Origin of the sequence: Winogradskyella sp. MIT101101 (assembly GCF_047126865.1) — a bacterium.
GTDB lineage: Bacteria > Bacteroidota > Bacteroidia > Flavobacteriales > Flavobacteriaceae > Winogradskyella > Winogradskyella ouciana.
This window is the reverse complement of the sequence record NZ_CP138982.1, coordinates 270,996-297,730: the sequence shown is the minus strand read 5'-3', so window position 1 is coordinate 297,730 and position 26,735 is coordinate 270,996. Positions and strand designations below refer to the sequence as shown.

At 32.4% G+C, this 26,735-nt stretch carries 32 protein-coding genes; 30 read left to right on the top strand and 2 right to left on the bottom strand.

Annotation, left to right across the window (positions count from 1 at the left end):
• Positions 1-304: 304 nt before the first annotated feature.
• The 7 genes from SIB89_RS01410 to SIB89_RS01380 all read left to right on the top strand — a co-directional run bounded on the left by SIB89_RS01410 (position 305) and on the right by SIB89_RS01380 (position 5,749).
• Positions 305-1,366, top strand: coding sequence for an endonuclease/exonuclease/phosphatase family protein (locus SIB89_RS01410; RefSeq protein WP_412560857.1), 1,062 nt, complete (start codon positions 305-307; stop codon positions 1,364-1,366).
• Positions 1,363-1,872: a DUF421 domain-containing protein gene (locus SIB89_RS01405; RefSeq protein WP_155087568.1), complete on the top strand. Its 510-nt coding sequence runs from the start codon at positions 1,363-1,365 to the stop codon at positions 1,870-1,872. Before SIB89_RS01410 ends, SIB89_RS01405 begins: the two co-directional genes overlap by 4 nt.
• A gap of 110 nt (positions 1,873-1,982) precedes the next feature.
• The gene (gene gcvT, locus SIB89_RS01400) at positions 1,983-3,068 is read left to right on the top strand and encodes a glycine cleavage system aminomethyltransferase GcvT (protein WP_412560856.1); all 1,086 of its coding nucleotides are present in this window, start codon (positions 1,983-1,985) and stop codon (positions 3,066-3,068) included.
• 27 nt (positions 3,069-3,095) lie between these two features.
• Positions 3,096-3,929 (top strand): sugar nucleotide-binding protein, encoded by an 834-nt coding sequence (locus SIB89_RS01395; RefSeq protein WP_412560855.1) that lies wholly within the window; start codon positions 3,096-3,098, stop codon positions 3,927-3,929.
• 154 nt (positions 3,930-4,083) lie between these two features.
• Positions 4,084-4,371, top strand: a complete 288-nt coding sequence (locus SIB89_RS01390; RefSeq protein ID WP_155087571.1) for a 4a-hydroxytetrahydrobiopterin dehydratase — start codon at positions 4,084-4,086, stop codon at positions 4,369-4,371.
• A 224-nt stretch (positions 4,372-4,595) separates the two neighbouring features.
• Positions 4,596-5,339: a YebC/PmpR family DNA-binding transcriptional regulator gene (locus SIB89_RS01385; RefSeq protein ID WP_273292500.1), complete on the top strand. Its 744-nt coding sequence runs from the start codon at positions 4,596-4,598 to the stop codon at positions 5,337-5,339.
• Positions 5,340-5,359: 20 nt separating this feature from the next.
• Positions 5,360-5,749 carry a VOC family protein gene (locus SIB89_RS01380; RefSeq protein ID WP_412560854.1) on the top strand — a complete coding sequence of 130 codons (390 nt, stop codon included), beginning with the start codon at positions 5,360-5,362 and terminating at the stop codon, positions 5,747-5,749.
• 15 nt (positions 5,750-5,764) lie between these two features.
• Here SIB89_RS01380 and SIB89_RS01375 read toward each other — a convergent pair whose 3' ends face one another.
• A complete protein-coding gene (locus tag SIB89_RS01375; protein WP_155087574.1) occupies positions 5,765-6,832 on the bottom strand; it encodes a tyrosine-type recombinase/integrase in 1,068 nt (355 codons plus the stop codon).
• Positions 6,833-7,016: 184 nt separating this feature from the next.
• On the opposite strand from SIB89_RS01375, the gene SIB89_RS01370 reads away from it, so the two are divergent.
• The 11 genes from SIB89_RS01370 to SIB89_RS01320 all read left to right on the top strand — a co-directional run bounded on the left by SIB89_RS01370 (position 7,017) and on the right by SIB89_RS01320 (position 14,653).
• On the top strand, positions 7,017-7,475 hold the full coding sequence (locus SIB89_RS01370; RefSeq protein WP_336129363.1) for a hypothetical protein: 459 nt from the start codon (positions 7,017-7,019) through the stop codon (positions 7,473-7,475).
• A gap of 179 nt (positions 7,476-7,654) precedes the next feature.
• Positions 7,655-8,071, top strand: coding sequence for a hypothetical protein (locus tag SIB89_RS01365; RefSeq protein ID WP_412560853.1), 417 nt, complete (start codon positions 7,655-7,657; stop codon positions 8,069-8,071).
• Positions 8,068-8,370 (top strand): hypothetical protein, encoded by a 303-nt coding sequence (locus tag SIB89_RS01360; RefSeq protein ID WP_412560852.1) that lies wholly within the window; start codon positions 8,068-8,070, stop codon positions 8,368-8,370. Before SIB89_RS01365 ends, SIB89_RS01360 begins: the two co-directional genes overlap by 4 nt.
• A 343-nt stretch (positions 8,371-8,713) precedes the next feature.
• Positions 8,714-9,676: a DNA cytosine methyltransferase gene (locus SIB89_RS01355; RefSeq protein WP_412560851.1), complete on the top strand. Its 963-nt coding sequence runs from the start codon at positions 8,714-8,716 to the stop codon at positions 9,674-9,676.
• 46 nt (positions 9,677-9,722) lie between these two features.
• Positions 9,723-9,980, top strand: a complete 258-nt coding sequence (locus tag SIB89_RS01350) for a DNA cytosine methyltransferase (RefSeq protein WP_412560850.1) — start codon at positions 9,723-9,725, stop codon at positions 9,978-9,980.
• Positions 9,977-11,056, top strand: coding sequence for an HpaII family restriction endonuclease (locus SIB89_RS01345; RefSeq protein WP_412560849.1), 1,080 nt, complete (start codon positions 9,977-9,979; stop codon positions 11,054-11,056). Before SIB89_RS01350 ends, SIB89_RS01345 begins: the two co-directional genes overlap by 4 nt.
• A gap of 289 nt (positions 11,057-11,345) precedes the next feature.
• Positions 11,346-11,639, top strand: coding sequence for a hypothetical protein (locus tag SIB89_RS01340; protein ID WP_412560533.1), 294 nt, complete (start codon positions 11,346-11,348; stop codon positions 11,637-11,639).
• Positions 11,636-12,016 (top strand): hypothetical protein, encoded by a 381-nt coding sequence (locus SIB89_RS01335; protein WP_412560532.1) that lies wholly within the window; start codon positions 11,636-11,638, stop codon positions 12,014-12,016. The genes SIB89_RS01340 and SIB89_RS01335 overlap by 4 nt, the downstream gene beginning before the upstream one ends.
• Positions 12,017-12,161: 145 nt before the next feature.
• Positions 12,162-13,196 (top strand): DUF2268 domain-containing putative Zn-dependent protease, encoded by a 1,035-nt coding sequence (locus SIB89_RS01330; protein ID WP_412560848.1) that lies wholly within the window; start codon positions 12,162-12,164, stop codon positions 13,194-13,196.
• 633 nt (positions 13,197-13,829) lie between these two features.
• The gene (locus SIB89_RS01325; protein ID WP_412560847.1) at positions 13,830-14,195 is read left to right on the top strand and encodes a hypothetical protein; all 366 of its coding nucleotides are present in this window, start codon (positions 13,830-13,832) and stop codon (positions 14,193-14,195) included.
• A complete protein-coding gene (locus SIB89_RS01320) occupies positions 14,192-14,653 on the top strand; it encodes a hypothetical protein (RefSeq protein WP_412560836.1) in 462 nt (153 codons plus the stop codon). The genes SIB89_RS01325 and SIB89_RS01320 overlap by 4 nt, the downstream gene beginning before the upstream one ends.
• Positions 14,654-14,913: 260 nt before the next feature.
• Here SIB89_RS01320 and SIB89_RS01315 read toward each other — a convergent pair whose 3' ends face one another.
• Complete coding sequence (locus SIB89_RS01315) at positions 14,914-15,285, bottom strand: hypothetical protein (protein ID WP_412560846.1); 372 nt, start codon at positions 15,283-15,285, stop codon at positions 14,914-14,916.
• A 219-nt stretch (positions 15,286-15,504) separates the two neighbouring features.
• On the opposite strand from SIB89_RS01315, the gene SIB89_RS01310 reads away from it, so the two are divergent.
• The 12 genes from SIB89_RS01310 to SIB89_RS01255 all read left to right on the top strand — a co-directional run bounded on the left by SIB89_RS01310 (position 15,505) and on the right by SIB89_RS01255 (position 26,733).
• Complete coding sequence (locus SIB89_RS01310) at positions 15,505-16,011, top strand: hypothetical protein (RefSeq protein ID WP_412560845.1); 507 nt, start codon at positions 15,505-15,507, stop codon at positions 16,009-16,011.
• A gap of 232 nt (positions 16,012-16,243) precedes the next feature.
• Positions 16,244-17,569, top strand: coding sequence for an AAA family ATPase (locus SIB89_RS01305; protein ID WP_412560844.1), 1,326 nt, complete (start codon positions 16,244-16,246; stop codon positions 17,567-17,569).
• Positions 17,569-18,057 carry a hypothetical protein gene (locus SIB89_RS01300; protein WP_412560843.1) on the top strand — a complete coding sequence of 163 codons (489 nt, stop codon included), beginning with the start codon at positions 17,569-17,571 and terminating at the stop codon, positions 18,055-18,057. Before SIB89_RS01305 ends, SIB89_RS01300 begins: the two co-directional genes overlap by 1 nt.
• 163 nt (positions 18,058-18,220) lie before the next feature.
• On the top strand, positions 18,221-18,640 hold the full coding sequence (locus SIB89_RS01295) for a hypothetical protein (protein WP_412560842.1): 420 nt from the start codon (positions 18,221-18,223) through the stop codon (positions 18,638-18,640).
• A gap of 149 nt (positions 18,641-18,789) precedes the next feature.
• On the top strand, positions 18,790-19,608 hold the full coding sequence (locus SIB89_RS01290) for a hypothetical protein (protein ID WP_412560841.1): 819 nt from the start codon (positions 18,790-18,792) through the stop codon (positions 19,606-19,608).
• Between the two features lie 146 nt (positions 19,609-19,754).
• Positions 19,755-20,561, top strand: coding sequence for a TIR domain-containing protein (locus SIB89_RS01285; RefSeq protein WP_412560840.1), 807 nt, complete (start codon positions 19,755-19,757; stop codon positions 20,559-20,561).
• Between the two features lie 171 nt (positions 20,562-20,732).
• Positions 20,733-21,230 (top strand): hypothetical protein, encoded by a 498-nt coding sequence (locus SIB89_RS01280; RefSeq protein ID WP_412560839.1) that lies wholly within the window; start codon positions 20,733-20,735, stop codon positions 21,228-21,230.
• A gap of 246 nt (positions 21,231-21,476) precedes the next feature.
• Positions 21,477-22,358 carry a DUF488 family protein gene (locus SIB89_RS01275; RefSeq protein WP_412560838.1) on the top strand — a complete coding sequence of 294 codons (882 nt, stop codon included), beginning with the start codon at positions 21,477-21,479 and terminating at the stop codon, positions 22,356-22,358.
• Between the two features lie 3 nt (positions 22,359-22,361).
• A complete protein-coding gene (locus tag SIB89_RS01270; RefSeq protein WP_412560837.1) occupies positions 22,362-23,183 on the top strand; it encodes a hypothetical protein in 822 nt (273 codons plus the stop codon).
• Between the two features lie 492 nt (positions 23,184-23,675).
• Positions 23,676-24,137, top strand: a complete 462-nt coding sequence (locus SIB89_RS01265; RefSeq protein ID WP_412560836.1) for a hypothetical protein — start codon at positions 23,676-23,678, stop codon at positions 24,135-24,137.
• A 297-nt stretch (positions 24,138-24,434) separates the two neighbouring features.
• Entirely contained in the window at positions 24,435-25,778 is a 1,344-nt protein-coding gene (locus tag SIB89_RS01260) for a DNA adenine methylase (RefSeq protein ID WP_412560835.1), read from the top strand.
• A complete protein-coding gene (locus SIB89_RS01255) occupies positions 25,768-26,733 on the top strand; it encodes a DNA adenine methylase (protein ID WP_412560834.1) in 966 nt (321 codons plus the stop codon). The genes SIB89_RS01260 and SIB89_RS01255 overlap by 11 nt, the downstream gene beginning before the upstream one ends.
• Positions 26,734-26,735 lie beyond the last annotated feature (2 nt).

Sequence of the window (26,735 nt, the reverse complement as noted above, 5' to 3'; positions counted from 1 at the left end):
TTCTGACAATCCACTAAGCATTTTTGACATGCTTCAATACAAGATTTAACTATACTTTCCATATTAGAACTATTTTTATTGATTTACGTAAAATTCAGAATTCAAATTAAATTTTAATGTTTCAAAAGCCAATAATATTAACTCATAAGCAATACTTCTTTCATAAATTGAAGCGAAGCTTAACAGCATGCATTTCTAGGCAAATTTTAACACAATACATAAATAGATTGTCTCAAATCAATAAATCTTAGGAAACTATGTAAATAATCAATATTTTAAAAAGTATTAACCAATACATCGACCAATGACACTGAAACATTTTTTGAAAGGATTTGGAATTATTGCTATTTTAATTACCATAGCACCGATTTTTGCAGTGGATTATTGGTGGATAAGGGTTTTTGATTTTCCGCATGTGCAGCTTACCTTCTTGACAGCACTGGCTTTAACTGTTTATTTTATAAAATTTGATTTTAAGAATGAAGGGGATTATGCCTTTATAACCATTTTAGTGGCATGCTTTATTTTTCAGTTCATCAAATTTTTCCCTTATACTACTTTCGCAGATGAGGATATGTTAAAAGCTACCGATAATGCCAAAAATTCATTAAGTGTTTTAACTGCCAATGTTTACCAGGATAACGAAGATATGCAAGTTATTATCGATGCAATTAAGTCATCTAATGCAGATATAATGGTGTTTACAGAAGCTAACCAGCGTTGGAGAAATGAGATATATAATGCGATTAAAAACGATTATGACTATAAAGTAGAATACCCTTTAGACAATACCTATGGTATGTTACTGTATTCTAAATTAGAGCTTGTAGACCCACAATTGAAGTTTTTAGTAGAAGATGATATTCCGTCTATACATACCAAGGCGCTCACTAGGTTTGGGGATACGATAAAAATTCACACTATACATCCTACTCCACCTATGCCACAGCATAATCCAAGATCTACGGATAGGGATGCTGAAATGATGATTCTTGCCAAAGAGGTAATGAACACATCATATCCAACAATCGTTATTGGTGATTTTAACGATGTACCATGGTCTAGCACCAATCAATTATTTAAAACAGTCAGTAAAACGTTAGATCCTAGAATAGGCCGAGGAATTTACAGTACTTACAATGCCAAGAAGTTTCTGTTACGCTGGCCGTTAGATCATATTTACTGTACTAAGGAATTTAGATTTAAATCTTATGAAGTATATACTGAGACGTCTTCAGACCATTTTCCTGTGTATGCCGAATTCTCTCTCGAACCAGAACGCGCTTCTGAACAAGCACCTGAAGATGTTAGTCAAGAGGATTTAAATAGAGTTAACGAACAAATTAAAAATTTTAAATCACAATGAAAGATTGGTTTTACTCAGCAGATGATAATGTCTTAGCTATTTTACTAACAGCTTTAGGAACTTATATTGCACTAGTTCTATTAACACGTATAAGCGGCAAGCGAAGTTTCTCTAAAATGTCTAGTTTCGATTTTGCCATGACCGTTTCTATTGGTTCTATATTGGCAACAGTGGTTATCTCAAAATCAGTTTCACTTCAAAGTGGTATTGCTGGTTTAATGTCTATTTATGCCATACAAATGGGTGTTGCACACGCCAGAAAATGGGAAGTCATAAGAAAGTTTATGGATAATAAACCAACACTCTTAATGAAAGATGGTGAAATCATAGAAGGTAGCTTAGAAAAATGTAAGGTTACCATTTCCGATTTAAAGGCCAAATTGCGTGAAGCCAACGTCATACAGCTATCTGAAGCTAAAGCTGTTGTGTTTGAATCTACTGGAGATATCTCCGTATTACATGGCTCTGATGATAGACCAATTGATGAGTGGTTGCTAGATTTTTAGCAAAAAAGTATTCTTCTAAATACCTCTTTTAAGCTCCATATAATAAATATAAAACTTAAAATTTATGTAGCTTTGCGCTGTTGAAAATTATCCTATAAAACAGCGTTATCATGAAAAACACAGCATTAACCGAAACACATAAAGCACTTGGTGCAAAGATGGTACCTTTTGCAGGTTATAACATGCCAGTACAATACGAAGGTGTTAATATAGAACACGAAACCGTACGTAATGCTGTTGGTGTTTTTGATGTATCGCACATGGGAGAATTCCTCATTGAAGGCCCAAATGCTTTAGAACTTATTCAGAAAGTGTCTAGTAACGATGCTTCTAAACTTACCATCGGAAAAGCCCAATATAGCTGTCTACCAAATGACGATGGTGGTATTGTTGACGACTTAATTATTTATAAAATTAAGGATGAAACCTACCTACTGGTCGTTAATGCCAGTAATATTGAAAAAGACTGGAACTGGATTTCCTCAAAAAATGACGTTGGTGCTGAGATGCGCGATTTAAGTGACGATTATTCCTTATTGGCCATACAAGGCCCAAAAGCTGTTGAAGCTATGCAATCCTTATCGAGTCACGATCTATCGGAAATAAAATTCTATAATTTCGTTGTTGGTGATTTTGCTGGGATTGAGCATGTTATTATTTCCGCAACTGGTTATACTGGTAGTGGAGGATTTGAAATATACTGTAAAAACGCAGAAGTAAAGCAAGTTTGGGATAAAGTTATGGAAGCTGGTGCAGATTATGGCATTAAGCCCATAGGTTTAGCAGCAAGAGACACACTTAGATTGGAAATGGGTTATTGCCTCTACGGCAACGATATTGATGATACCACCTCTCCTATTGAAGCCGGTTTGGGCTGGGTATGCAAATTCACTAAGGACTTTACCAATAGCGAAGCGCTTAAAGCAGAAAAAGAACGTACACCAGAACGCAAATTGGTGGCGTTTAAATTAGCCGAACGTGGTATTCCACGTCAAGGTTATGATATCGTTGATGGTAATGGTAAAGTCATCGGTAACGTCACCTCTGGCACTATGAGCCCAAGTTTGGGCATTGGTATTGGTTTGGGCTATGTGCCAACCGTATTTTCTAAACCAGATAGTAAAATTTTTATTCAAGTACGTAAGAAAGCCATACCTGCAACCGTTGTAAAGTTACCGTTTTACAAAAAAGCTTAACCATTGTATTAGAAGGAAGATTGATTAATGAAGAAGACAATAAATACCAAACATCGCATATTAATACTTGGCGCAAGTGGTTACCTAGGCCATGCCATTTATAAGGAATTGGGCCCTTACTTTAAAACCTTTGGCACCTATCGCACTCCGAGAAGGGAATTTGAGCAGAACAAACAATTCTTTCATTATAATGTCGAAGAGGACGATGTCTATGAAATACTAGAAGTCACCAAACCCACGGTTATTATCTCAGCGTTACGCGGCGATTTTAATGCACAGACCATAGCCCATCAGCACATTGCAGAATACGCTTTAGAATTTGGCAGTAAAATCATATTTCTTTCTTCTGCCAATGCTTTTGATGCTTACAGTAAATATCCGAGTTACGAGCAAGATAAAACCCTAAGCCATAGTATTTACGGTCATTTTAAAATTAAGATCGAAAACATGCTACTGCGATTGCCAAAAAAACAAGTTGCCGTATTACGGTTACCTATGGTTTTTGGTACTAATTGTCCTAGAATTCAAGAAATAAAACAGCATATTTCTGAAAAAGAACCTGTTGAAATTTTTCCGAATCTTATCATGAATGTGACACTCGATAAAAAAGTAACACAGCAAATACACTACATCATTAACAGGGAAAAACATGGTGTGTTTCATTTAGGAAGTACGGATCTAGTACATCATGATGAATTTATAAAAAGCATCATTGCCCAATTTACAGAAACCAAGGTGAAGTTAAAGCATGTGTTTACCACCAACGAAGATCGTTATCTCGCGGTTTTACCGAAATTCAATAAACTGCCTAAGCACCTTCAGGTAACTAGTGATTTTGTTTTAGAAGAACTTTGTAAGTAGTAGTTAGTATCTAGTAGTTGGTATTTAGTATATAGTATAAAGTAGGTTGATTGAAAAATCGTGCTTCGTGCTTCGTGCTTCCTGAAAAATAAATACTTTTTAATTGTTGTAACCTTATCAGGATTTATTTAATTTTAAGCATAAATCCAAATACATGAAATTAGACGAATCCACCATTGAAAAAAAATTACTTCGCTTCCCAGATTGGGAATATCATAACAATGCCATACATGCCGAATTTGAATTTGATAACTTCAAGGATTGTTTTAGTGCCATGAGCCGAATTGCTTTTGAGTGCGAGGCACAAAACCACCATCCGGATTGGAGCAATGTTTATAATGTATTAAAAATATCGCTTTCTACGCACGATGCTGATGGTGTCACCAACAAGGACTTTAAACTTGCCGAAGCCATTGAGGCTATTGTAGAGGTTGAGGAGTAAGCCCTTTTGTCTTGCAGACATTTTCCCCTAAGGGGAAGTTACAATGCTCAGTTTGCAGTATGCAGTTCTTTAATTGAGAATAGGTTCTTAATACATTCAATATTTTTTTAAATTTGCTTTGCCTTCAAAACAACTTTAGGCATTTTAAATAACTTATAACATAACTAGATTTCCGTTCCTGCCTGCCGGCAGGCAGGTTCACGGAAACGAAAATATAATTTTCAATGGGAAGAGCTTTCGAATTTAGAAAAGCAAGAAAAATGAAACGTTGGTCAGCCATGAGCAAGGCCTTTACGCGTATAGGTAAGGACATTGTAATGGCTGTAAAGGAAGGTGGACCAGATCCTGATAGCAATTCGAGATTACGAGCGGTGATTCAGAATGCCAAGTCCGTAAACATGCCCAAGGACAATATTGAGCGCGCCATAAAACGTGCCAGTGATAAAAATCAAGGGGATTATAAGGAAGTGATTTTTGAAGGTTACGCCCAACACGGTATTGCCGTACTTATAGAAACGGCAACGGATAACAATACACGTACAGTGGCCAATGTGCGCTCTTACTTTAATAAAACCGATGGTAGTTTAGGCACCTCTGGCTCCGTTGTTTTTATGTTTGACCACACCTGTAATTTTAAGATTAAGGGTGATGACCTGGATTTGGAAGAATTGGAACTGGAACTTATTGATTACGGTGTTGAAGAAATTTTTGAGGACACCGACGAAAACGAAGATGGCGAAGAAATTACAAGCGTAATGATCTATGCACCTTTTGAGAGTTTTGGAAACATTCAATCTTACCTAGAGGAAAACAATATTGAGATTATTTCTTCTGGTTTTGAACGGATTCCGCAAGTGACCAAAAAATTAACGCCAGAACAAGCCGAAGACGTAGAAAAACTTTTAGAAAAGCTAGAGGAAGATGATGATGTACAGAACGTGTATCATACCATGGAAGAATCAGCGTAATGTGCTATAGCAGTTAATCGATGTCTAAATTTTCATTCAATCATATAGCACTTTCGGTAAAGGATGTTACTGCCGCTCTTGAATTTTACCAAAAGGTCTTTCAACTTAAGGACATAGAAAATACAGCTTCAGACTCTAAAACGCGCTGGTTAGCTTTTGATGATGACATACAGTTACATCTCATCCCAAGACCCAATGCCGACATTAAAACCAATAAAGCCGTGCATTTTGCTGTATCTACTGACAATATCAGTGCCTTTACAGAACGCTTGGACGCTTTAAAAATAGACTACTCGGATTGGGTGAACTCACCAAACAAGGACTACATCAGAAAAGACGGAGTGATTCAGGTGTATTTTCAAGATGTTGATGGCTATTGGATTGAGGTCAACGATTTTAAAGCACAATAAGCTTCTACCCTACTGTTAAAGAGAATCCAAAGGACTTGTTATTTTAGATTTACTACGAGGTGTTACTTTAGTGTAAACCTGTGTGGTCTTTATAGAATTATGGCCCAATAATTCTTGAATAAAACGCATATCTGCACCAGATTCCAATAGATGTGTAGCGTAGGAATGCCGTAACCCATGGATACCGATTTCTTTTTTTATACGCGCTTTTTTCATGGCGTTTTTAAAAACCTGCTGTAAACTAGATACAGCATAGGCACCACCATATTGTCCTTCTAACAGATATAGTTTTGGTCGGTACACTTTGTAGTATTCCCTTAGTGCAGGCAAAATACTTTTGGGCAGTGGTACATAACGATCCTTTTTGCCTTTTGCACCCTTTACGTGCACTACCATACGTTTGCTATCTATGTCATTTATTTTTAGCCCTACTACTTCAGAGACCCTTAATCCCATGCCATAAGATAATTGCAGTGCAATTCTATGCTTTAAGTTTGTGGTAACCCTAAAGAGTTTCTTTACTTCAGATTTACTGAGCATTTTTGGCAAGGTCTGTGGTTTTTTTGGCCTCGGAATATCAAAAAACATCTTTGGTCGGTGCAGTACCTGCTCAAAATAAAACTTAATGGCATTGATTTTTCCGTTCATCTTTCGTTCGCCCATTTTCTTTACTTTAATGCAATAGAGAAAATAATCCTTTAACCGTTTAGGGTTTAAATCGCCAACATAATAATCGTCGAGCAAATTGAGCAAGTGATAAAATTCGGCGAGGTATATACGTTTGGTACTTTGACTATACCTTTTTAAGGTGAGTTGTTCATTTAAATCTAAATAAGCTTGTTGATTAACCATGTGAAGTCGCTTTGCCTTTTCCGCTACCGTGTTTTGTGGTTTTAGGTTTAGCGCTTTTCTTACCGAAGGTAAATCTGGTAAGTACCATGATTTTTTTGAGGCACTCCATCGTGCTGACGGAAACCGTTGACGTAGCGCATTTTTTAGGGCTACATCGTAGTCAAATTTTACAAGGATCACTTTCTTTTGATTATGGACGGCGACGTCGAAGGTATACTTATTAAAATCCATACAGGTATTTTATATAATGTGTGGTATAAAAATAACAAATATGTTATACAATACACACGATATCATAATTTTATTTACGTCTTTGGTGCTGGGTGTTTGCAAATAATTCTTATATTCGGTAACAGAAACGTATATACAGAGTTATATACGAGTTGTGTGTAATTAGAGAAACCCAGAAACTACAATGAAATTGAAATTAATTTATTTGACTTTTATTATTGGAATATTAAATATCTCAATAATTCATTCTCAATCCGACTTGAAACTTGTAAAAAAGAAAAACGGAAAAACTGTTCACTTTACTATGGTTGACAAAACACCTTTCAAAAGTGATTGCGATGGAATTTTGGACGATAAAGAAAAAACGCAATGTTTGGAAAAAAGTTTACGTGACCAAATTTTGAATCTGATTGAAAAAGACTATGAATATTCTGGAGAAATGTATGTTTGGTTTACAGTTGATAAAAAAGGAAACGTCTCTGATATTACTACTAAAGGATATCCGAGCTCACTCGAATTCGAAAAAAATATTAAAAAAGCAGTTACGCAATTAAATCTTACTAAATCTACTTATCAAAAACGGAAAGTAAATGTAAGATGCTATACTCGTGTTCTGCCGAAAGTTATTGAACCGAAAAAATAACTACACACAACATAGTATAAAAAATAATGCGTAAGTTTATTCCTAAATTTAAAGTTAGTGCTTGTTTGCTTGCATCTGATTTTCCTTCGGAAAATCCTCGCACTCAAACTACGCACTATTCTTATACGTAACCGTTGTGCACTATTTGAGAAAATCATTACACCGAATTGAAATTAAAGATGAAATTGACAAAAGACCAATTTTTAGAAGCTGGATTTATTTTCGAAAAAGCAAACGGAAATTCTCACTCGGATTTTGAAAAGAAAATAATCGCTGAATCGGAATTGACTCAATACAAGCCGACTGAATTGGAAAGAATAATTGTTGACGGACTTAACTCTGGAATTTATAAAAACGAGGACGAGCGAGTTAGCGGATATTGGAGTCTATCCAAAATTGGAAATCGGAATTTAATTACGGAATATAAAAAATGGTTGCTAACGGAATTGGAAAATGAAAATGGAATTGCGGTCTTTCAAATATTAATCGGACTTGACCGACTTGACGAACCAGCATTTAACGAAAATCGTTCTGGACGTGGTGCGGACGAAACAGAATTGAATTTAAAAGATGCTGAAAATTATTTAAAAAAATGAATTTCGAAGATTTTAGAAAAGATATTGAAAATAAACTCAATCAGATTGCGGAATTTGAACTTCAAGAATTTCATTTTGAACCTTATAGTTTTGGCAATGGAATTCTTGCATATCGCATTAATGGGCGAATTCACAAATTTATTTTTGACGGACGAGAAAAAGAATTAACCTGGTTAATAAGCAAAACTCATCAAAAATATTTCGGAGGGAATTTGACCGAATTCAAGAAAATAGATGGACTTGAAATTAGTTTAGAACAATTAAAAAACGGAATAAAAACAGTGCACAACACCGTATAAAATTAATGGCTAGTTCTCGCCTACTTACGAAAATCCTCGCGGATTTTCTATCTGGTGTATATTTGCTAAATTAGGTGCTTAAACACGCCACTAATCTTATACAACAACGTTAGCCACAAGCTGAAAAAAAATCCGAACTTCAAAGTAAAATAATCGGAAAAGCCACCACACAAACAGCACATTTATTTTTTTTCCAACGCTCATAGCCAACGCTCTAAAAAATAAAAGAGCTGTTTTCGCCTTTGCGCTCAAATTATCCACCGCGAAATGTGAACAAAAAAACAAACAAACCGAACAAAACAAACAAATCTTTTATAACTTGTGGGATTGAAATAAATGAGAAATGCTAAAAGAAAGAATCGACATAGAAACCATTGACGGACAGTTATTTGAAATAAAAATAATTGAGCCAGACGATTCAAAACCAGCATCTTTCACTCACTATTTACACAATCATAAAAACGGAGTTTCGCAATTCTACAAAAAAGATGCTTTGTCTTTTGTAAAGCAAATTCTGAAAAAAGAATATCCAAACGAACAAATTACGCAGGAATTTGCTGAAGAGGCTTTACAATATTTAATTTTTGACTTTAATAAGTCCGTTCCTTTTCCAGCACCTGAAAAACCTAAATTCAAATTTATTGACCTTTTTGCAGGAATTGGAGGATTTCGATTGGCTTTTCAAAATTTAAAAGGAAAATGTGTGTTTACAAGTGAATGGGACAAATATTCAAAGCAAACATACAAAGCAAACTTTGGAGAAATTCCCTTTGGAGATATTACAAAAACCGAAACTAAAAATTACATTCCTGACAATTTTGATGTTCTGTGCGCAGGATTTCCGTGTCAAGCATTTTCAATTGCAGGAAGACGTGGTGGATTTGAAGATACACGAGGAACATTATTTTTTGATGTTGCAGAAATCATAAAAAAGAAACAACCTAAAGCCATTTTCCTTGAAAATGTTAAAGGATTGAGAAACCACGATAAAGGAAAAACTTTAGCTACAATTTTAAATGTACTACGAGAAGATTTAAACTATTACGTTCCTGAACCACAAATTCTAAATGCAAAAGAGTTTGGAGTTCCCCAAAATCGTGAACGAATTTTCATTGTAGGTTTTCGCAAGGATTTAGGAATAAAAGATTTTCAATATCCTGAACCAACAAATCAAAATTCAGTTTTAGACGATATTTTAGAGCAAAAAGAGGTTTCAGTAAAATATTATCTTTCCACAACTTACCTTCAAACTTTAAAAAAATCACAGAGCAAGACACGAAAGCAAAGGAAATGGATTTGGTTATGAAATCATTCCAAACGACGGAACTGCAAACGCAGTAGTCTGCGGAGGAATGGGCAGAGAAAGGAATTTAGTTTACGATGATAGATTAACAAATTTTAAACCAATTACGAATATTACTGGAAAAGTAAACAGAGAAGGAATTAGAAAAATGACACCACGAGAATGGGCAAGACTTCAAGGCTTTCCAGATAACTTCAAAATTGTGGTTTCAGACGCACAAGCATATAAACAATTCGGAAATTCAGTTGCAGTTCCCGCAATTCAAGCGACAGCGGAAAAAATTATAGAAAAACTTAACTGCAAATGATTACAGGTAACAAAGGCGAATGGAGCGAAATTTATGCTCTTTTCAAATTATTAGGCGATAAACAATTATTTCTGGGAGATAAAGACATTGAAAAATTAGAAGGTTTAGTTTATCCAATAATTAAAATACTACGTTCAGAAAATAATGGCGATTTTGAATATTCAATTAAAGACGAGATAATTTTAATTTCAGGCAACGAACAAGTATTAAAAATACCGATTGACGAATTCAAAACTAAAGCATTATTTCTTTTACAAGCAATTAAGGAAAACCGAGAAAGAACATTTTCTGTTCCAGAAATTGAGGAGTTTATGCAATCAATAAATTGTATTTCTTTAAAAGCAAGCTCGTCCGCCAAAACAGACATTACAATCGTAGTTCACGACCAAAGAACAAACCAGCAACCAACGCTTGGTTTTAGCATAAAATCTCAACTTGGAAGTCCTTCCACTCTACTCAATGCAGGAAAAACGACTAACTTCATTTACGAAATTAATTATACGCACCTTACGAGAAATGAAATCGACCAAATAAATTCCATTGATACAAGAAGTAAGATAATGGATAGAATTGCTCAAATTCAGAGTAAGGATGGAATTTTTGAATTTGTGAAAACGGAAAGACAAATATTTTCTAATAATCTTGTTTTAATAGACAGTTTACTTCCGCAAATTTTATCGCAAATCGTTTTTGATTTCTATTCGAGTGAGTTTTCGCATTTAACGGATTTAGTCAACTTAACAGCAAAGAAAAATCCTTTGGAATTTGACATCGAGAACGAGCATAAATTTTACGAATACAAAATAAAACGCTTCTTAACAGATGTTGCGCTTGGAATGATGCCATCACAAGTTTGGACAGGAAAATATGATGCGACAGGTGGATATTTAATCGTCAAGGAAAATGGCGACGTTCTTTGCTATCATATTTACAACAGAAACGAGTTTGAGGATTACCTACTAAATAACACCAAACTTGATACTGCCAGTTCTTCTCGACACGGATTTGGAGAAGTTTATGAAGAAAATGGACAGTTATTCTTTAAACTAAATTTACAAATTCGGTTTACAAAATAGCCAACGCTAAAAGCCATACACATTTGCAATTCGCACCAGCCAAAGCTAAAGCCAAAAATTGCAAAAGAGTATCTTGCCAACGCTCAATCCGAACTGAAAAGAAAATATCGGAATCAAAAAGCCGAATGAAATAAAGCCAGTGGCTAACAACGTATATAAAAAATTGCTGGTAAGCACCTAATTCATTGGTTTTTTTATATATTTATGGTTAGTACTAAACCGAAAAAATTGCGCTTATTTACACGCAACTTTTCATATACAAGACCGTTGTACACCATTTGAGGAAACGATGAAATTTAAAGATTTATTTAAAAATCCAGTTAAAAAGGAGATTAGTGAATTAACTAATAGTATTCTAAATGAACAATGGCAGAAAGAAATTTCCAAAACTAAAATTGAAAGTGCTGGAATTCAAGATGGTCGAGAAATCATTTTTGAATTTTTAGATTTTAATGAAAATGGATGTGCATATGAACACTTAACTTACGTAGTTTCTGAATTGGATATAAAACTCACTTCTGACCAAATAGCTCAAATGAATAAACTAGCGAATAAATTAAATGTAAAAAACGAAAAACAATGAGTTGGGACATTGTACTCTTTAATTCAAAACAGAAAATAAATACAATTGCGGAATTGGATGAAAATCTACTTGAACCGACTGATTTTAGCGGAATTTTGGAAAACTCATTTGACCGAATAAAAAAAGACGAAAATCATAGAGAAATAATCGGAACGAATTTTACAATTGACTTTTATATACATAATGAACTTGTGAGCAACACAATGTTGAGTTTATATGGAGAAAATGGTCTTTATGAACTAATTGAATTGTCGAAAAAGTATAATTGGCAGATTTACGACTCTGGAATTGGAGAAATGATAGACTTGGAAAATCCTGAAAAGAATGGATTTGAAAATCACAGAAAATATGTTGAACAGATATTAAAAAATAAATAAAAACGGTGTACAACACCGTGTATAATTCATTGCTAGTTATAGCTTACTTACGAAAGTCCTCACGGACTTTCTATCTGTGATTTATTTGCTAACTTTAGTGCTTAAACACGCAACGAAATCATACACAAACACGTTAGCAACAATTATGAAAAAAATCCTGCTCATATTGATAATTGGAAATTTGATTGGGTTTTCGTCTTGCAAAGAGAAGCAGACGAAAAATAAGACATTGAATACCGAAATCACATATATCGGGAAACTAAAAAATGTGTCGGACAGTATTAAAATCCAAGGAATAACAATCAAAAACCTTTTCAAAAGCCAAATTTTAGCGCATCAAAAAGCCGAATTTGATACAACAATGATTATCGAAAAGGTTTATAAACCGCACCAGTCACTTTGGGACAATTGCTACGGAGTGATTTTCGGAGAGGAAAATAGTGCCAAATTCAGTACGAAAAGCGGAATGGTGGAATGGAACAGGACAATCTATCCCAAAAACAAAGCCTTTTTTGACGAAAGGGCACAGTCGCTCTTGGAAATGAAACTTGACTCTGTTCTGGAAAATAATCTTGCAAAATTCAACCGATTGGTACCGCACAAAGTAGAATCGACAATCAGTATTTTGTTTACACCTATAACTGGAATTTTATTTGGTGGTTGCGATAATGACCAATTTTCCATTGAACTAAATTACGAGGAACAGGATATTAAATACACAATCGAAAAAGGAATTCCGCACGAATTAAATCATCTCGCTTACGAACCTTTTCGAGAAGATGACCCGAAAAAAGATTCAGCATTGAGACAAACTATTGATGAGGGTTTTGCCTGCTATTTTACTTGGGTCTTTTTTGATGGACAAATCTCAAAGTACGAAGCTGTCGAAAATATGAGCGAAAGCGACTGGAATTGGTATTTGGAAAACGAAAAACAATTGTTTACAGAATTAAGACAATATTTTGATGATGAAAGTGGCGACAACCCACTACTGAGAAATGACAAACTAAAATTGTTCGAGGATGCGCCAAAAAGTCTTAACTATTGGCTGGGTTTCCGAATAATCGAAAAATATGTGGAAAAGAATGGACAAGATAGCTGGAAAGATATTTACGAATTGAATGTTGAAAACGTCCTTCAAGAAAGCGGATACGAACAATATATAAATGAACTAAAATAACTGTTGCTAACATTGGCTATAAACAATTGCTATTACAGGCTTATCCTGAAAATTCCTGCGGAATTTTCAGATTGTCGTGTACTTGCAAAAGTTCGTGCCAATTCACGCAACTGTTCATAGCCGAGACCGTTAAGTGCAATAACTTCTTCGAAATAAGGTCAAAGTACTGTTTGCAAGAGTCGCTTCGGGAAGAAGCAAAAAAAGGTATGAGCTCTAGATGGGCTAGAGCTTCAAGTTTTGTCGATAAATCGTTAAGAGAGTTGCACTATCAGATACGAGGTTTCGTATAAAAAACTTGGTAGAAGGTCGTGGATTTTTTTGAGAAAATCAAGACCTTTTACTTTTTTCTTGAATTTCAGAGCGACTTTGCTTTTGAACAACGGCAACATATACCCGTACATATTGCATGGTTCAAAAAGCGGTGCAAACAATACTCTGGGGCTAGGACAAATTCGAATCGCGACTGCGTAAATAGAGCGCACCAGCCATTTTACGGCTTCAAATAATTGCGCTATATTTACTACACTTAACAAGGGCTATATACAATAGGGGCATATCTATTGTGAGAAATCGGTGCGGTGCTAAAATGCTGCGCATTTCTGGTTCGCACCGTCGCCAATACTGTACATAGCCTTGAACGTTGTAGCACATTTGAGAAAAATGACCCAAACACGAATTTTAGCACTTATTTTTTTAATTATTAGCTATTTAAGTTTAATTGCAATGTTTGTATTTGAAAACGAATTGCAAAACGTGGAATTTCCTTATTTCTTTATTATTTGGGGAGTTGGAATTTTGAATGCTGGATTTAATATTTATTACGGAGTAAAAACAGAACTAAAGACGTGGATTTTGATATTGCTAATAATAAGCGGAATAATTTGGATTTTCCCGCCATTATTAATAACCTATTTCGGATTTCCATTTTTAATAATTTTTTTAATAATTGGAATTTATTTACAAGTACAAAAACAGATTGAAATAAAAAATATTAAGTGAAAAATTCAACCAAATTAACTTTTCTATCCATTATTTTTAATTTAATTGTTGCTGGAATAATTATAATTTGGACTTTTAGTTTTAAAGATTTGATTGACATAATTGTTAGTCTTCCATTAAATTTGTTCGTTGGAATATTTGGTTTGTTTATTGGAGGTTATTACATATCTATTCGAATGGAAAACCTAATAAAGAATAGAAAATGGAATTCAATTCTGACTGGTATAATTGGACTGATTTTGATTCTGCTCATTGGTGTTTTAATTGGTTCTTCTGTTGGTTTTATTGAAGAGGGAATTCAGGACTTTGGCAAAGAAAATGGAATTAAAAATGCCTTGTTTGATTATTATGTAAAACCCTTATTTTGGATTTTTCTATTTGGTATAATTCCAACCGTAATTGTTGGAGGAATTTTAGGATATGGAATTAAAAAAAACGTGCTACAACACCGTATATAATTTATTGCTAGTTCTAGCCTACTTACGAAAATCCTCGCGGATTTTCTATTAGGTTTTTATTTGCTAAATTACGTGCTTAACCACGCAACAAACCATATACAAACACGTTGTGGTGCATTTGAGAAACACAATGGATAGGGAAAAAACAGAGAAATTAATAGAACAAGATATATTATTAAACTTATGGACAACATTGGGTTCTAATACTGAACTTAAAGACCCAACCGAAATATTGGAAAAGATGTTAATTAAAAGAAAGGTTATGGATTACTGCCGTCAAAACTCTTTAGAAATTTGGAATACAAAATGTTTAATTTCTTATCAATTTGAGACAAGTGAGTAGTAGATAACTCTATGAAAATCCAAGTTTCAACAGTATAGTACGTAAGACCATTTATAATAATTTCATCTGACTTGTCGTAAAACGTTTGTATAAATGATTGCATTTTATCTCGATATTTTTGTTTTTCTTCAAAAGCTAAAGATATTTTTAAACTTGATTTATAATTTTCATCATTAAGTCCATTTAAAAAATTTGAATAATTAAATTCAAAATCTTTAGTAAAAACATTGAAGTTTTTAATAGCTTCATTTAATAAACTATTAGCTTGTTCTTTTGTATAGGTTTTCATACTATCGAATTTGACCTAAATTTATAAAAATAATCTGACTGACAACCTTAACATGAAAATATAAAAACGACACCACAACAAAGTATATAAAAAATAAAGGGTTAAGTTACTTCACCCGAAAGTAGGTAACATAAAATAACACAACGTTAAATTTGAAAAGTAATTAAATTAAAATACCTTTACTTTTCATATACCAATACGTTATCTGCAAGCTGAAAAATGGAATTTATAGGCAGAGTAAATAGAAGAAAAGTTTATTACGTTCAAGTTAGAAACAACTCTGAATGGAAATCTTCATTACCTAAAAATGATTGGGTTGCATTTACCATAGCCAATATAGAAGATGAGGAATTGGTTCCACCGACCGTTAAGGTGTGTATGGATAAAAACGTTTCTTATACCTGTAGTGCTGGAACCTTGGCTCATTGGACTGAACAATACTTTGACGAAGAGATAACTGGACGAGCATTTGATTATGAAATGCGGACTAAAAAAGAATTCGATTACGAATTTTCACCGATTACCACGGCACATCAAAACTTTAGCGAAGGATTTTGGTTTGCGACCACGTTAGCTCACAATTCGCATAGCGAAATCGACAAAGTTGTCTGTATTGATTTCACCAAAAGAAAAGTAAAACGTTATTTGACAGAATTAATTGAAAAAATAAATAATGGCTGGTTACCTTCTGACGAGGAGATAGAACATGCGGAGTACGACAACTGAGGGAAAGCCAGCAGATAACAATGGCTATACGCAATGCGGGCTTAAGTACTGAACCCATTGGTCTGGGCGTGACTAGCGGCACCGCAAAATCTTTTGGATTTTGCTTTTTCATAGGACAAGATAAAACCAAAACAAAAAGATTTTTGCTAATCGCGAAGCCGAACAGTAATTGCGTGCAGCCCCGCACTGCGCATAGCCGAGACCGTTGTAGCAAATTAGAAAAAACGAACAAATGATAAATAAAATAAACATTGAAAACTTCAAATGCTACGAAAAAATAGAATTTGATACTTCAAAGGTAACTTTACTAACTGGAGCAAATAGTAGTGGGAAAAGCTCTCTTCTTTATAGTATATTAGGAGCAATTCAATCGAGAGAATTTCCATTTCAATTTTCACCAAATGGTAAGTATATAAAAATGGGAGATTTTGAAGAAATCGTCCATAATCATGATAAATCTAAACTTATAAAACTCGAATTTGAGGACGACGAAGAAAAACAAAAAGTTACTACTTATTGGAGTAATGACAAGGTTAGGAATCTACCTGTTCTTGAAAAACTTTATGCTGAATCAGAAGTTTTTAGCCTAAAAATTGAAAAAGTTAGAAAATACGACCTAAAGTTTGAATACTTCATAGATAAAGACCCTAATAGTTATGCTAGGTCGCCCGAAATGATAAAGAAAATAATGGAAATTGTTGAAAGTTCTATTAAAACTGAAAAAGAAGGAGAAGAAAAGATTAAGGGTAAATTTGAAAAAATTAAGACAAAGATTGAATTTAAATTCTCTGATTTTAATGAATTAGAAGAATTATTAAGAAATGAACAATATTATTATTTAAGTTCATTTAAATCCTCTATTTCGTCAATGTTCAACAGATTTGATGATAAAATCAATTATATAAGTTCTTTTAGACTTTATCCTGAAAGGACTTATTATGAAACCTCTAAAAAAGACTTAAAAGTTGGTAAATTCGGTGAAAATTATGAAGACCAAATAATTGCTTGGGAAACAAAAAAATCACCAGAATATAAAGAGTTAATATCTATACTTAAAGATTTAGGATTACTTCACGAAATCAAATCTAAAAGACTGGATGGTGGAAGATTTGAAATTTTAATTAGAACAAAAGCAAATGGGGTTTGGTCTTCTTTAAGCGATGTTGGATTTGGAATAAGTCAGTTCCTTCCAATAATCGTGGCTGACTTACAATTAGGTAAAAGGTCTACACTATTTATTGCACAACCTGAAATTCACTTACATCCTAGAATTCAAGCTCAATTTGGAGATTATTTGGTGAATAGAATAACTAAAGAAAATAAAAGATATATAATCGAAACTCATAGCGAATATCTAATTAATAGAATAAGGCTGGCTATAGCCAAAAAAACAATATCTCAACAAGATGTTAAAACCTATTTCATAGATAACAATGGTATAAAAGCAAAGCATTATAATTTAAGTTTTTTAAAAAACGGTCAAATTAAAAATGCACCTAAAAGCTTTTTTGAAACCTATATGTTAGATGTTATGAATATTGCAATAGAAGCCGAATAATGAAAGATATATTTATAGATAATAACGTCGCCAAGAATTTTGCAACGCCATTAGACCCACACTACAAAGATTTAATCAAATGGATAAATACCTTCGATAAAGAGCTTGTTGAAAAAGAACCTGATAAAATTTTAGATTATGCTCATTTGGTAGTTTCCCAAAAACTATTAGTAGAATATTTAAAATCATCAAGAGATTGTTCAAAACCTAATGCGATACCATCAATAATAAATCGTTTACAAATACAAGGTAGAATACAAAAAAAGACGAAAACAGAAATTGAAGATTTTCAAAAACAATATTTCTCGAAAAAAATTGAGAAAGGTTTGTTATCGAATAAAGAAGACCATTGTCATATAGTTTGCGTGTTAATTTCTTCTAGGAAATTATGCTTAACCTATGACGAAAATTTAACAACGGATTTAGAAGAGTTTCCTGGTCACAACGCTAGTGTCGAGAAAAGACCAGAAAAATTGAACTATAAATAACTTGCTACAACAACGTATAAAATTAATTGCTTGTTTCGAGCCTACTTACGAAAATCCTCGCGGATTTTCTATTCAGTTTGTACTTGCAAAGTCAGTTGCTAAACCACGCAACTAATCTTATACAAGACCGTTGTGCACTATTTAAGAAATTCATTATGCTGAAATGAAATTAACAAATGACCAGTTCGAAGAAGTAGCTTACATTTTTGAAAAAGCGAATGGAAATTCTCATTCCGACTATGAGAAAGGAATAATTTCTGCATCAGAATTGACCAAATTTAAACCGACTGAATTAGAACAAATAATTGTAGACGGACTTGAAAAGAGTATTTATGACGGTTCGACTGACCGAATCAGCGCATATTGGGCTTTAGGAAAGAGATTCAATCGGAATTTGATTCCTTTATTCAAAAAATGGTTACAAAAAGAATTTGATTTGAAAGACCCCCAGGCAGTTTATCAATTATTGATTTCATTAGGGAATATGGAAGAACCTGTTTTCAATCCTGACCGAGATGGAGGTTCTGCTTCTTGGGAAACGGAATTGAATTTGAGAGATGCTAAAGCGTATCTGAATAAATAAACAGTGCACAACAACGTGTATAGTTCATTGCGGTATGTAGGTTAAGTGAACTTCTTTTCCTACAATCAAAAACTTAGATTTCGGAATAATACGTAACTTAAAACACGCAACGAAAGCCATACACAAAACCGTTAGCACCAATTTGGAAAATGAAACAACCAAAATCCATATTTGAGAGAATAGCCCTAAAATGGGTGAAAGATGAGAATGAGTATTTTGAATCTCAAGAAAATTCTGGGGATTATTTTAAATTGGATTTAGTTGGAAATAAACGAACTGGTAATCAAATTAAAGATTGGCATCCACCTTCAACTAGAGAAATTGAGAAGATATTTGCAAATTGGGACGGAAAAAGCGAATTACATTTCGATTTACCGACAGGTGGAGCAATTAATGAATTTCATAAAAAACTTTCAGGGAATGATGTTCCCAAAACACTACCCGAAATTGGACAAATGGAATTGTATAAATCTTCAAAACTAACTGATTTTATTTCGGGAAGTTTTCTAGAACAGTATGGCTTGATGGTTAATGACAAAACCTTAAAGCTATTAACTAAATTTAAAATAGGGAATTACAACCACTTCCCCTTTGAGGTAATCCAAAATGGAGAAATTTTATCAAATTATAATTTTTTAAGAAATTCTGCTTCAATGGAAAATTACATTGATTATCAAAAAAGCAAATTTTATATTCAGAAAGGACTTTTACAGTTCGACACTAGAGAAGATGTTGACATAAATTCATTAGATGACATAAATAAACTTGTAAAGAAAGTTGCTGGACAAGATATTTACATCTTTGCATCTGAATTAACTGTCACAAAAGAATTTCCCAATTATGACTTGTTTAAAGCGGGCATCTATGGAGTTCGTGGAATTTACATTTCTGAAAAATTAAAAGAAGCTTTAAAGGAATGTAATGGAATTGAAATAAAGGAACAAAAAAGATTAAAAAACTGGTGCTAACAATGGCTATAAGTAATTGCTTGTTCTCGCCTACTTCTGAAAATCCTCGCGGATTTTCAGTTTGGTGTGTACTTGCAAAGTTAACCGCTAAACCACGCAACTACTCATAGCCGAGACCGTTGGGTGTAATTTGAAAAACAAAATCTATGAAAATATTTTTAAGCTGGTCAGGAAACAAAAGTAAACTGATTGCTGAATCATTAAGAGAATGGTTAGAACAAGTAATTCAATCAACCGAACCTTGGATTTCTACCTCAATAGAGAAAGGAAAAAAATGGTCAAAAGAAATATCGGATAGACTTGAAGAGTCTAAAGTCGGAATTATATGTTTAACCCGTGAAAATCTAAATGCACCTTGGATTTTGTTTGAAGCTGGTGCAATTTCAAAATCTTCCGATTCCTATGTTTGCACTTTTTTGACTGATATTTCCTCACCAACTGAAATAACTGGACCATTATCTTCATTTCAACATACAAGGTTTCAAAAAGATGAAGTCCTAAAATTACTGAAAACAATCAATTCAAGAATTAAAGAAAGTAAAGGAGGAAAATCTTTAAATGAAAAATCTTTAGAAGACGTTTTTGAAATTTTTTATCCAAAGTTAGAAGCTAAAATAATTGAGATTTTAGATGTAACACCTGAACAGGCAACAGAAAACCACATTAGGTCTGACAGAGAATTATTAGAAGAAATAGTTGAAAGTCAAAGAAACTTAAAGGAAAAAATTAATGATTTATGGACGAATAAAGACATTAATGGAATTGTTGAGCAATACGTGAAAAATTATGTGAGTAGCAAAGGACTTAATAGTGAATATGATATTGTTGACGAACCAAATTTGAGTGATTTTGCGGAAAAACTCGGAAAAAATCCATTGATGAGAAAACTATTTGCAAATAGTAATGATTTAAAAGAATTCGTAAAAGACAAATACGACGATTTACCATTCTAAAAAAACTACACCCAACAATGGCTATAAGTAATTGCTTGTTCTCGCCTACTTCTGAAAATCCTCGCGGATTTTCAGTTTGGTGTGTACTTGCAAAGTTAAGTGCTAACCCACGCAACTACTCATAGCCTAAACCGTTGTAACCCATTTAAAACAGGGCGTGGGAAAAAGAAAGTGGAAGATAAAATAAAGAGAAAATATCACATTGACGATTTAGTAATTGAATTACTATTGCAAGACTTGGAATACAATAAAATTAAGCCGATACAGTTTTCTTATGTTTATAATGAGCTGGGATTTGAAGGACGGTCTAAATGCGACCAATTACTAAATGTGTTAGAAGAAACTGATTTTATAAAACGAACAGATAGTAAAAATGCTGAATTGACTTTGAGCGGTCTGAATGTTAAAAATATGGGTGGTTGGTTAAAGTATCAAGATTATCTAACCAAAAAGAATAAAGTAAAAAAAGACTGGTACAAAATTATATCGATTATTGTTTCGGTTTTAGCTTTGTATTTAGGGTATCTGAATTATGATTTAAAGAAGAGCAACAATGAAAACACTCAGAACATGGAAAATCTAAAGAATGATAATTTGAATTTAAAGCAAAAGTTGGACTCTTTAAATCTAGAGATAACCAAATTGAATAAGGAATTAAAAAAACAATGACAAGCACCAAATAAACATCAATGCATTTATCCACTATACTTGACATAAAAAAAACGTGTTACAACAACGGCTATAAATCATTGCTGGTATGTTACCGTTTGCAATATTTAACCTTAACCATTGTTTGTCGTTGACCTAATTTTTAATCCCTAGCTACGCAACGACTTCATAGCCAAAAACGTTGGCAGTAATGTAAAAACATTAGGAATAATTTAATAAGCATTTTTTTAATATTAACTTTGCAAAATGTTTTATAGAAGAAAAATAATATTATCGCTATTCCAACTTTGTAATGGAAATGTAGAAAAGACAAAATTACAAAAGTTGTTATTTTTATATAGTCAAAGAAAACGAGAATCTGAATATGATTTTGTTCCGTACAAATTCGGTTGTTATTCTTACTCTGCTAACGCTGATATAGTTACGATGGTTAAGAAAGAATTTTTATCAGAATCAGAAAAAGGATATAAAAAAATAGACAAAACAGACTACTTACAGACTCTCAAACAGAAAGACAAAGTATTGTTGACAGAAACAATAGAGAGATATGGGAATATGTCGAATGAGTCTCTAATCAGACATACATATATTAATTTTCCTTATTATGCAATCAATAGTACAATTGCAAAAAAAATATTAAATGAAGATTATTATAATAAAGTTCAAAATACTAAACCAAACAACAATAAAAAATCTATATTTACAATTGGTTATGAAGGAGTTAGCTTAGAAAAATATTTAAACAAATTAGTTAAGAATAATATTAAGCTTTTAGTAGATGTTAGGAAAAATCCATTAAGTATGAAATATGGCTTTAGTAAAACCTTATTAAAAAGGTTCTGTGAAAGTTTAGGAATTACATATATTCATATACCTGAAGTTGGTATAAATTCAAATAAAAGACAAACTCTAGAAAAACAAGAAGATTACGACCTTCTTTTTGAAAATTATAAAAAAACAACACTTAAAGAAACATCAATACAACAACAAGAAATTATAAATCTATTAAACCAATATAATAGAATTGCACTTACCTGCTTTGAATCAAATATTTGTCAATGCCACAGATTACCTTTGGCAGAATCATTAAAGTTAATAGAATCTGATTTAGTTGTTGAACATATATAGTTTATGGCAAAAACAAAGGTTCTAATAACAGTTAAAACTTATCCAGCAATTTCTGGAAAATATGATGAATTAGTTTGCACAGCAGGATTTACAGAAGACGGAAAATGGATTAGAATTTATCCTGTTCCCTTCCGAAAAAAAGATTATTCAGAACAATACCGAAAATATGAATGGATTGAACTGGACTTAGTTAAAAATAAAAGTGATTTTCGACCTGAAAGTTATAGACCTTATTCAATGGATAGTGAAATAAAAATCCTTGAACATATTGATACTGCAGGAAATTGGTACTTACGAAAAAAAGCAGTTCTTAATAAAGTATATGAAAATCTTGGAGAATTAATTACTGAAGCAAAAAATAAAGATATTTGTACTTCTCTAGCAGTTTTTAAACCTTCAAAAATAAAAGATTTTGTCGCTAAAGAAGTCGATAGAAACTGGGACAAAAAGAAAATCGAGAAATTAAAAGCACAAAGAGAACAAGGGAATCTATTTGAACACCCTGAAGACCCTTTTGATGTAGTTGACAAATTACCTTATAAATTCACATACGTTCTTGAAGATAATCAGGGCAAAGAAAGTAGAATGATGATTGAAGATTGGGAAATTGGGGCTTTATATTGGAGACAACTTGCCAAATACGAAGGGAATGAAGCAAAAGCAGTTGCTGATGTAAGAAAAAAATACTTTGACGATTTTGCTATGACAAAAGACTTATATTTATTTTTAGGTACTTCACAAGTCCATCATTATGTTTCTCATAACCCATTTATGATAATCGGTACTTTTCATCCGAAAATTGAAAGACAGACAAAATTATTTTGAAAAACACTACTGCCAACAACGTGTAAGCGCAATAACTACTGAATTCCCTATCGGAAATTCATTCGTTTTAACTAACTTAGTTGCGTCAGTGGAAAAATACTAACGTTTTTCCCGTTACTGACGCTTACACAAACTCGTTGTAGCACATTTGAGAAAAATGACCCAAACACGAATTTTAGCACTTATTTTTTTAATTATTAGCTATTTAAGTTTAATTGCAATGTTTGTATTTGAAAACGAATTGCAAAACGTGGAATTTCCTTATTTCTTTATTATTTGGGGAGTTGGAATTTTGAATGCTGGATTTAATATTTATTACGGAGTAAAAACAGAACTAAAGACGTGGATTTTGATATTGCTAATAATAAGCGGAATAATTTGGATTTTCCCGCCATTATTAATAACCTATTTCGGATTTCCATTTTTAATAATTTTTTTAATAATTGGAATTTATTTACAAGTACAAAAACAGATTGAAATAAAAAATATTAAGTGAAAAATTCAACCAAATTAACTTTTCTATCCATTATTTTTAATTTAATTGTTGCTGGAATAATTATAATTTGGACTTTTAGTTTTAAAGATTTGATTGACATAATTGTTAGTCTTCCATTAAATTTGTTCGTTGGAATATTTGGTTTGTTTATTGGAGGTTATTACATATCTATTCGAATGGAAAACCTAATAAAGAATAGAAAATGGAATTCAATTCTGACTGGTATAATTGGACTGATTTTGATTCTGCTCATTGGTGTTTTAATTGGTTCTTCTGTTGGTTTTATTGAAGAGGGAATTCAGGACTTTGGCAAAGAAAATGGAATTAAAAATGCCTTGTTTGATTATTATGTAAAACCCTTATTTTGGATTTTTCTATTTGGTATAATTCCAACCGTAATTGTTGGAGGAATTTTAGGATATGGAATTAAAAAAAACGTGCTACAACACCGTATATAATTTATTGCTAGTTCTAGCCTACTTACGAAAATCCTCGCGGATTTTCTATTAGGTTTTTATTTGCTAAATTACGTGCTTAACCACGCAACAAACCATATACAAACACGTTGTAAGTAATGCGAAAATCGTGCTAAAATTGAACATTTGAACTAAAAACGCCAACGCTCAAACAGCACATTTATTTTTTTGCCAACGCGAAAAGCCAACGCCTAAAAAAAATAAAAGAGCTGTTTTTTTTCCAACGCACACATCCGAATTCTCAAGAATATTTTTATATTTGACAAAAAAAGTCAAATTATGTTGGACACAATAGTTTCAATTGGAGATACCTTAAAAGAAATACGAGAGACGAAAGGTTTTCATCTACAGGAAGTTGCTGATAAAACTTCAATTAACTACACCTCATTAAGCCGAATTGAAACTGGGAAAAGACTTCCAACAAAGCCACAAGTACAAAGTTTAGCTGAATTTTATAGTTACAGCGAAAATGACTTAATTAGACAACTAATTAGTGACAAAATAATCTATGAAGTTCAAAATGAGGATTTAGGTCTTGAAGGTTTTCATTTGGCAGAACAAAAATTAAAATATGGTTTAAATCTTTTCAATGATTATAAAAATCAAGACAAATTCCAACTACAAAGTCGCAGATATATTGGAAATAAGGCAAAATTGACAGATTGGATAATGGAAATTATTGAATCGGAAACAGAAGGAAATGGAACATTTATTGACATTTTTTCTGGAACTTCAATTGTAGCAAAATCTGCAATGGAAAAATATAAAACCGTCATTCTAAACGACATACTCTACTCTAACAATGTAACTTATCAAGCATTTTACGGTACATTAAAATGGAATTCTAACAAACTTGTCGAATTAGCAAATGAATACAATACTTTAAACTCAAAATCTATAAGAGAAAACTACTTTTCAAAAAACTTCGGAGGTAAATTTTATGAAAAGGAAATTTCAAAACAAATTGGATACATAAGACAAGATATTGAGAAAAAGAAAAAAAATAATGAACTAAATTCGAGAGAATACGCAATTTTGCTCACTTCTTTAATTTATACAATTGACAGACTTGCAAATACTGTTGGTCACTTTGACGCATATATTAAAAAACCAATTACAAAAAGACCTTTGAATTTTAAATTAATTCAGACTTCTGATTTTAAAGGAGCAAAAATATATCAAGAAGATGCGAATGAATTAGTAAGGAATATTAAAGGTGATATTGCCTATATTGACCCACCATATAATTCAAGACAATACAGTAGATTTTATCATATTTACGAAAATCTTGTACAATGGAAAAAGCCAAAACTATTCGGAGTTGCATTAAAACCTGAACCAGAGAATATGAGCAAATATTGTACTGTTCAAGCAAAAGACACTTTTAAAGATTTAGTAGAAAATTTGGATGTAAAATATTTAGCTGTTTCTTACAATAACACGTATAAATCAAAAAGCAAATCTTCCAAAAACAAAATTACGCTCGAAGAAATAACGGAAATACTTAATAATGTTGGAGAAACTAAAACTTTTGAGCAATCACATACATATTTCAACACAGGAAAAACCGATTTTAACGACCACAAAGAATTTTTATTTCTAACAAAAAAATATGACAAATAAAAACAAAGCATTTCGTTCACCCTTATTTTATGTTGGAGATAAATACAAACTCTATCCAAAAATTAGTAAATATTTTCCTAAAACGATAAATCGTTTTATTGAGCCATTTACTGGTGGAGGTTCTGTTTTCCTTAATGTCAATGCAAACGAATATTTGTTAAACGATATTGACTCAAATGTTATTGAAATTCACAACTTTTTGGAAAGACAGGCTAAAAATCCTGATTTGTTTTTCAAAAATGTATTTGAAATAATTCAAGAATACAAATTATCACATTCATACATAAAAGACATTGTTCCTCAAGAATTGAGAGATAAATGGAAAAAAACTTATTACGCAAAATTCAACAAAGAAGGCTTTAATAAACTTAAAAAAGATTATAATTCTGGTAAGGCAAATTCAACTCTTCATTTGTATGTTCTTTTGATTTATGGCTTTAACCGTATGTTAAGATTTAACTCAAAAGGAGAATATAATCTACCTGTTGGAAATGTTGATTTTAACAAAAACACTTTAACTGCATTAAATAATTATTTTGATTTAATTAAAAAAAAGAATACAACTTTTCACAATTTAGATTTTCTTGACTTTTTTGAAAACATAAATTTTCAAGAAGATGATTTCGTATATCTTGACCCACCATATTTGATTACGTTTAGCGAGTATAACAAATTATGGAATCAAGAAACAGAAGAAAGATTACTCAAATTTCTTGAATATTTAGACGAACAAAATATAAATTTTGCAATATCGAATGTAACTCACTATAAAGGAAAAATAAATGAACAGTTTTTAAAATGGAGTGAAAATCATTATTCATTTGATATAAAAAGTAATTACATTAGCTATCACGATAACTCTAATAAAGAGTTTAAAGAGGTTTTAATAACTAACTATCAACCAAATAAATCTGTATCTCAAAAAACAATGAGTGCAACAGAAATCTACACTTAATA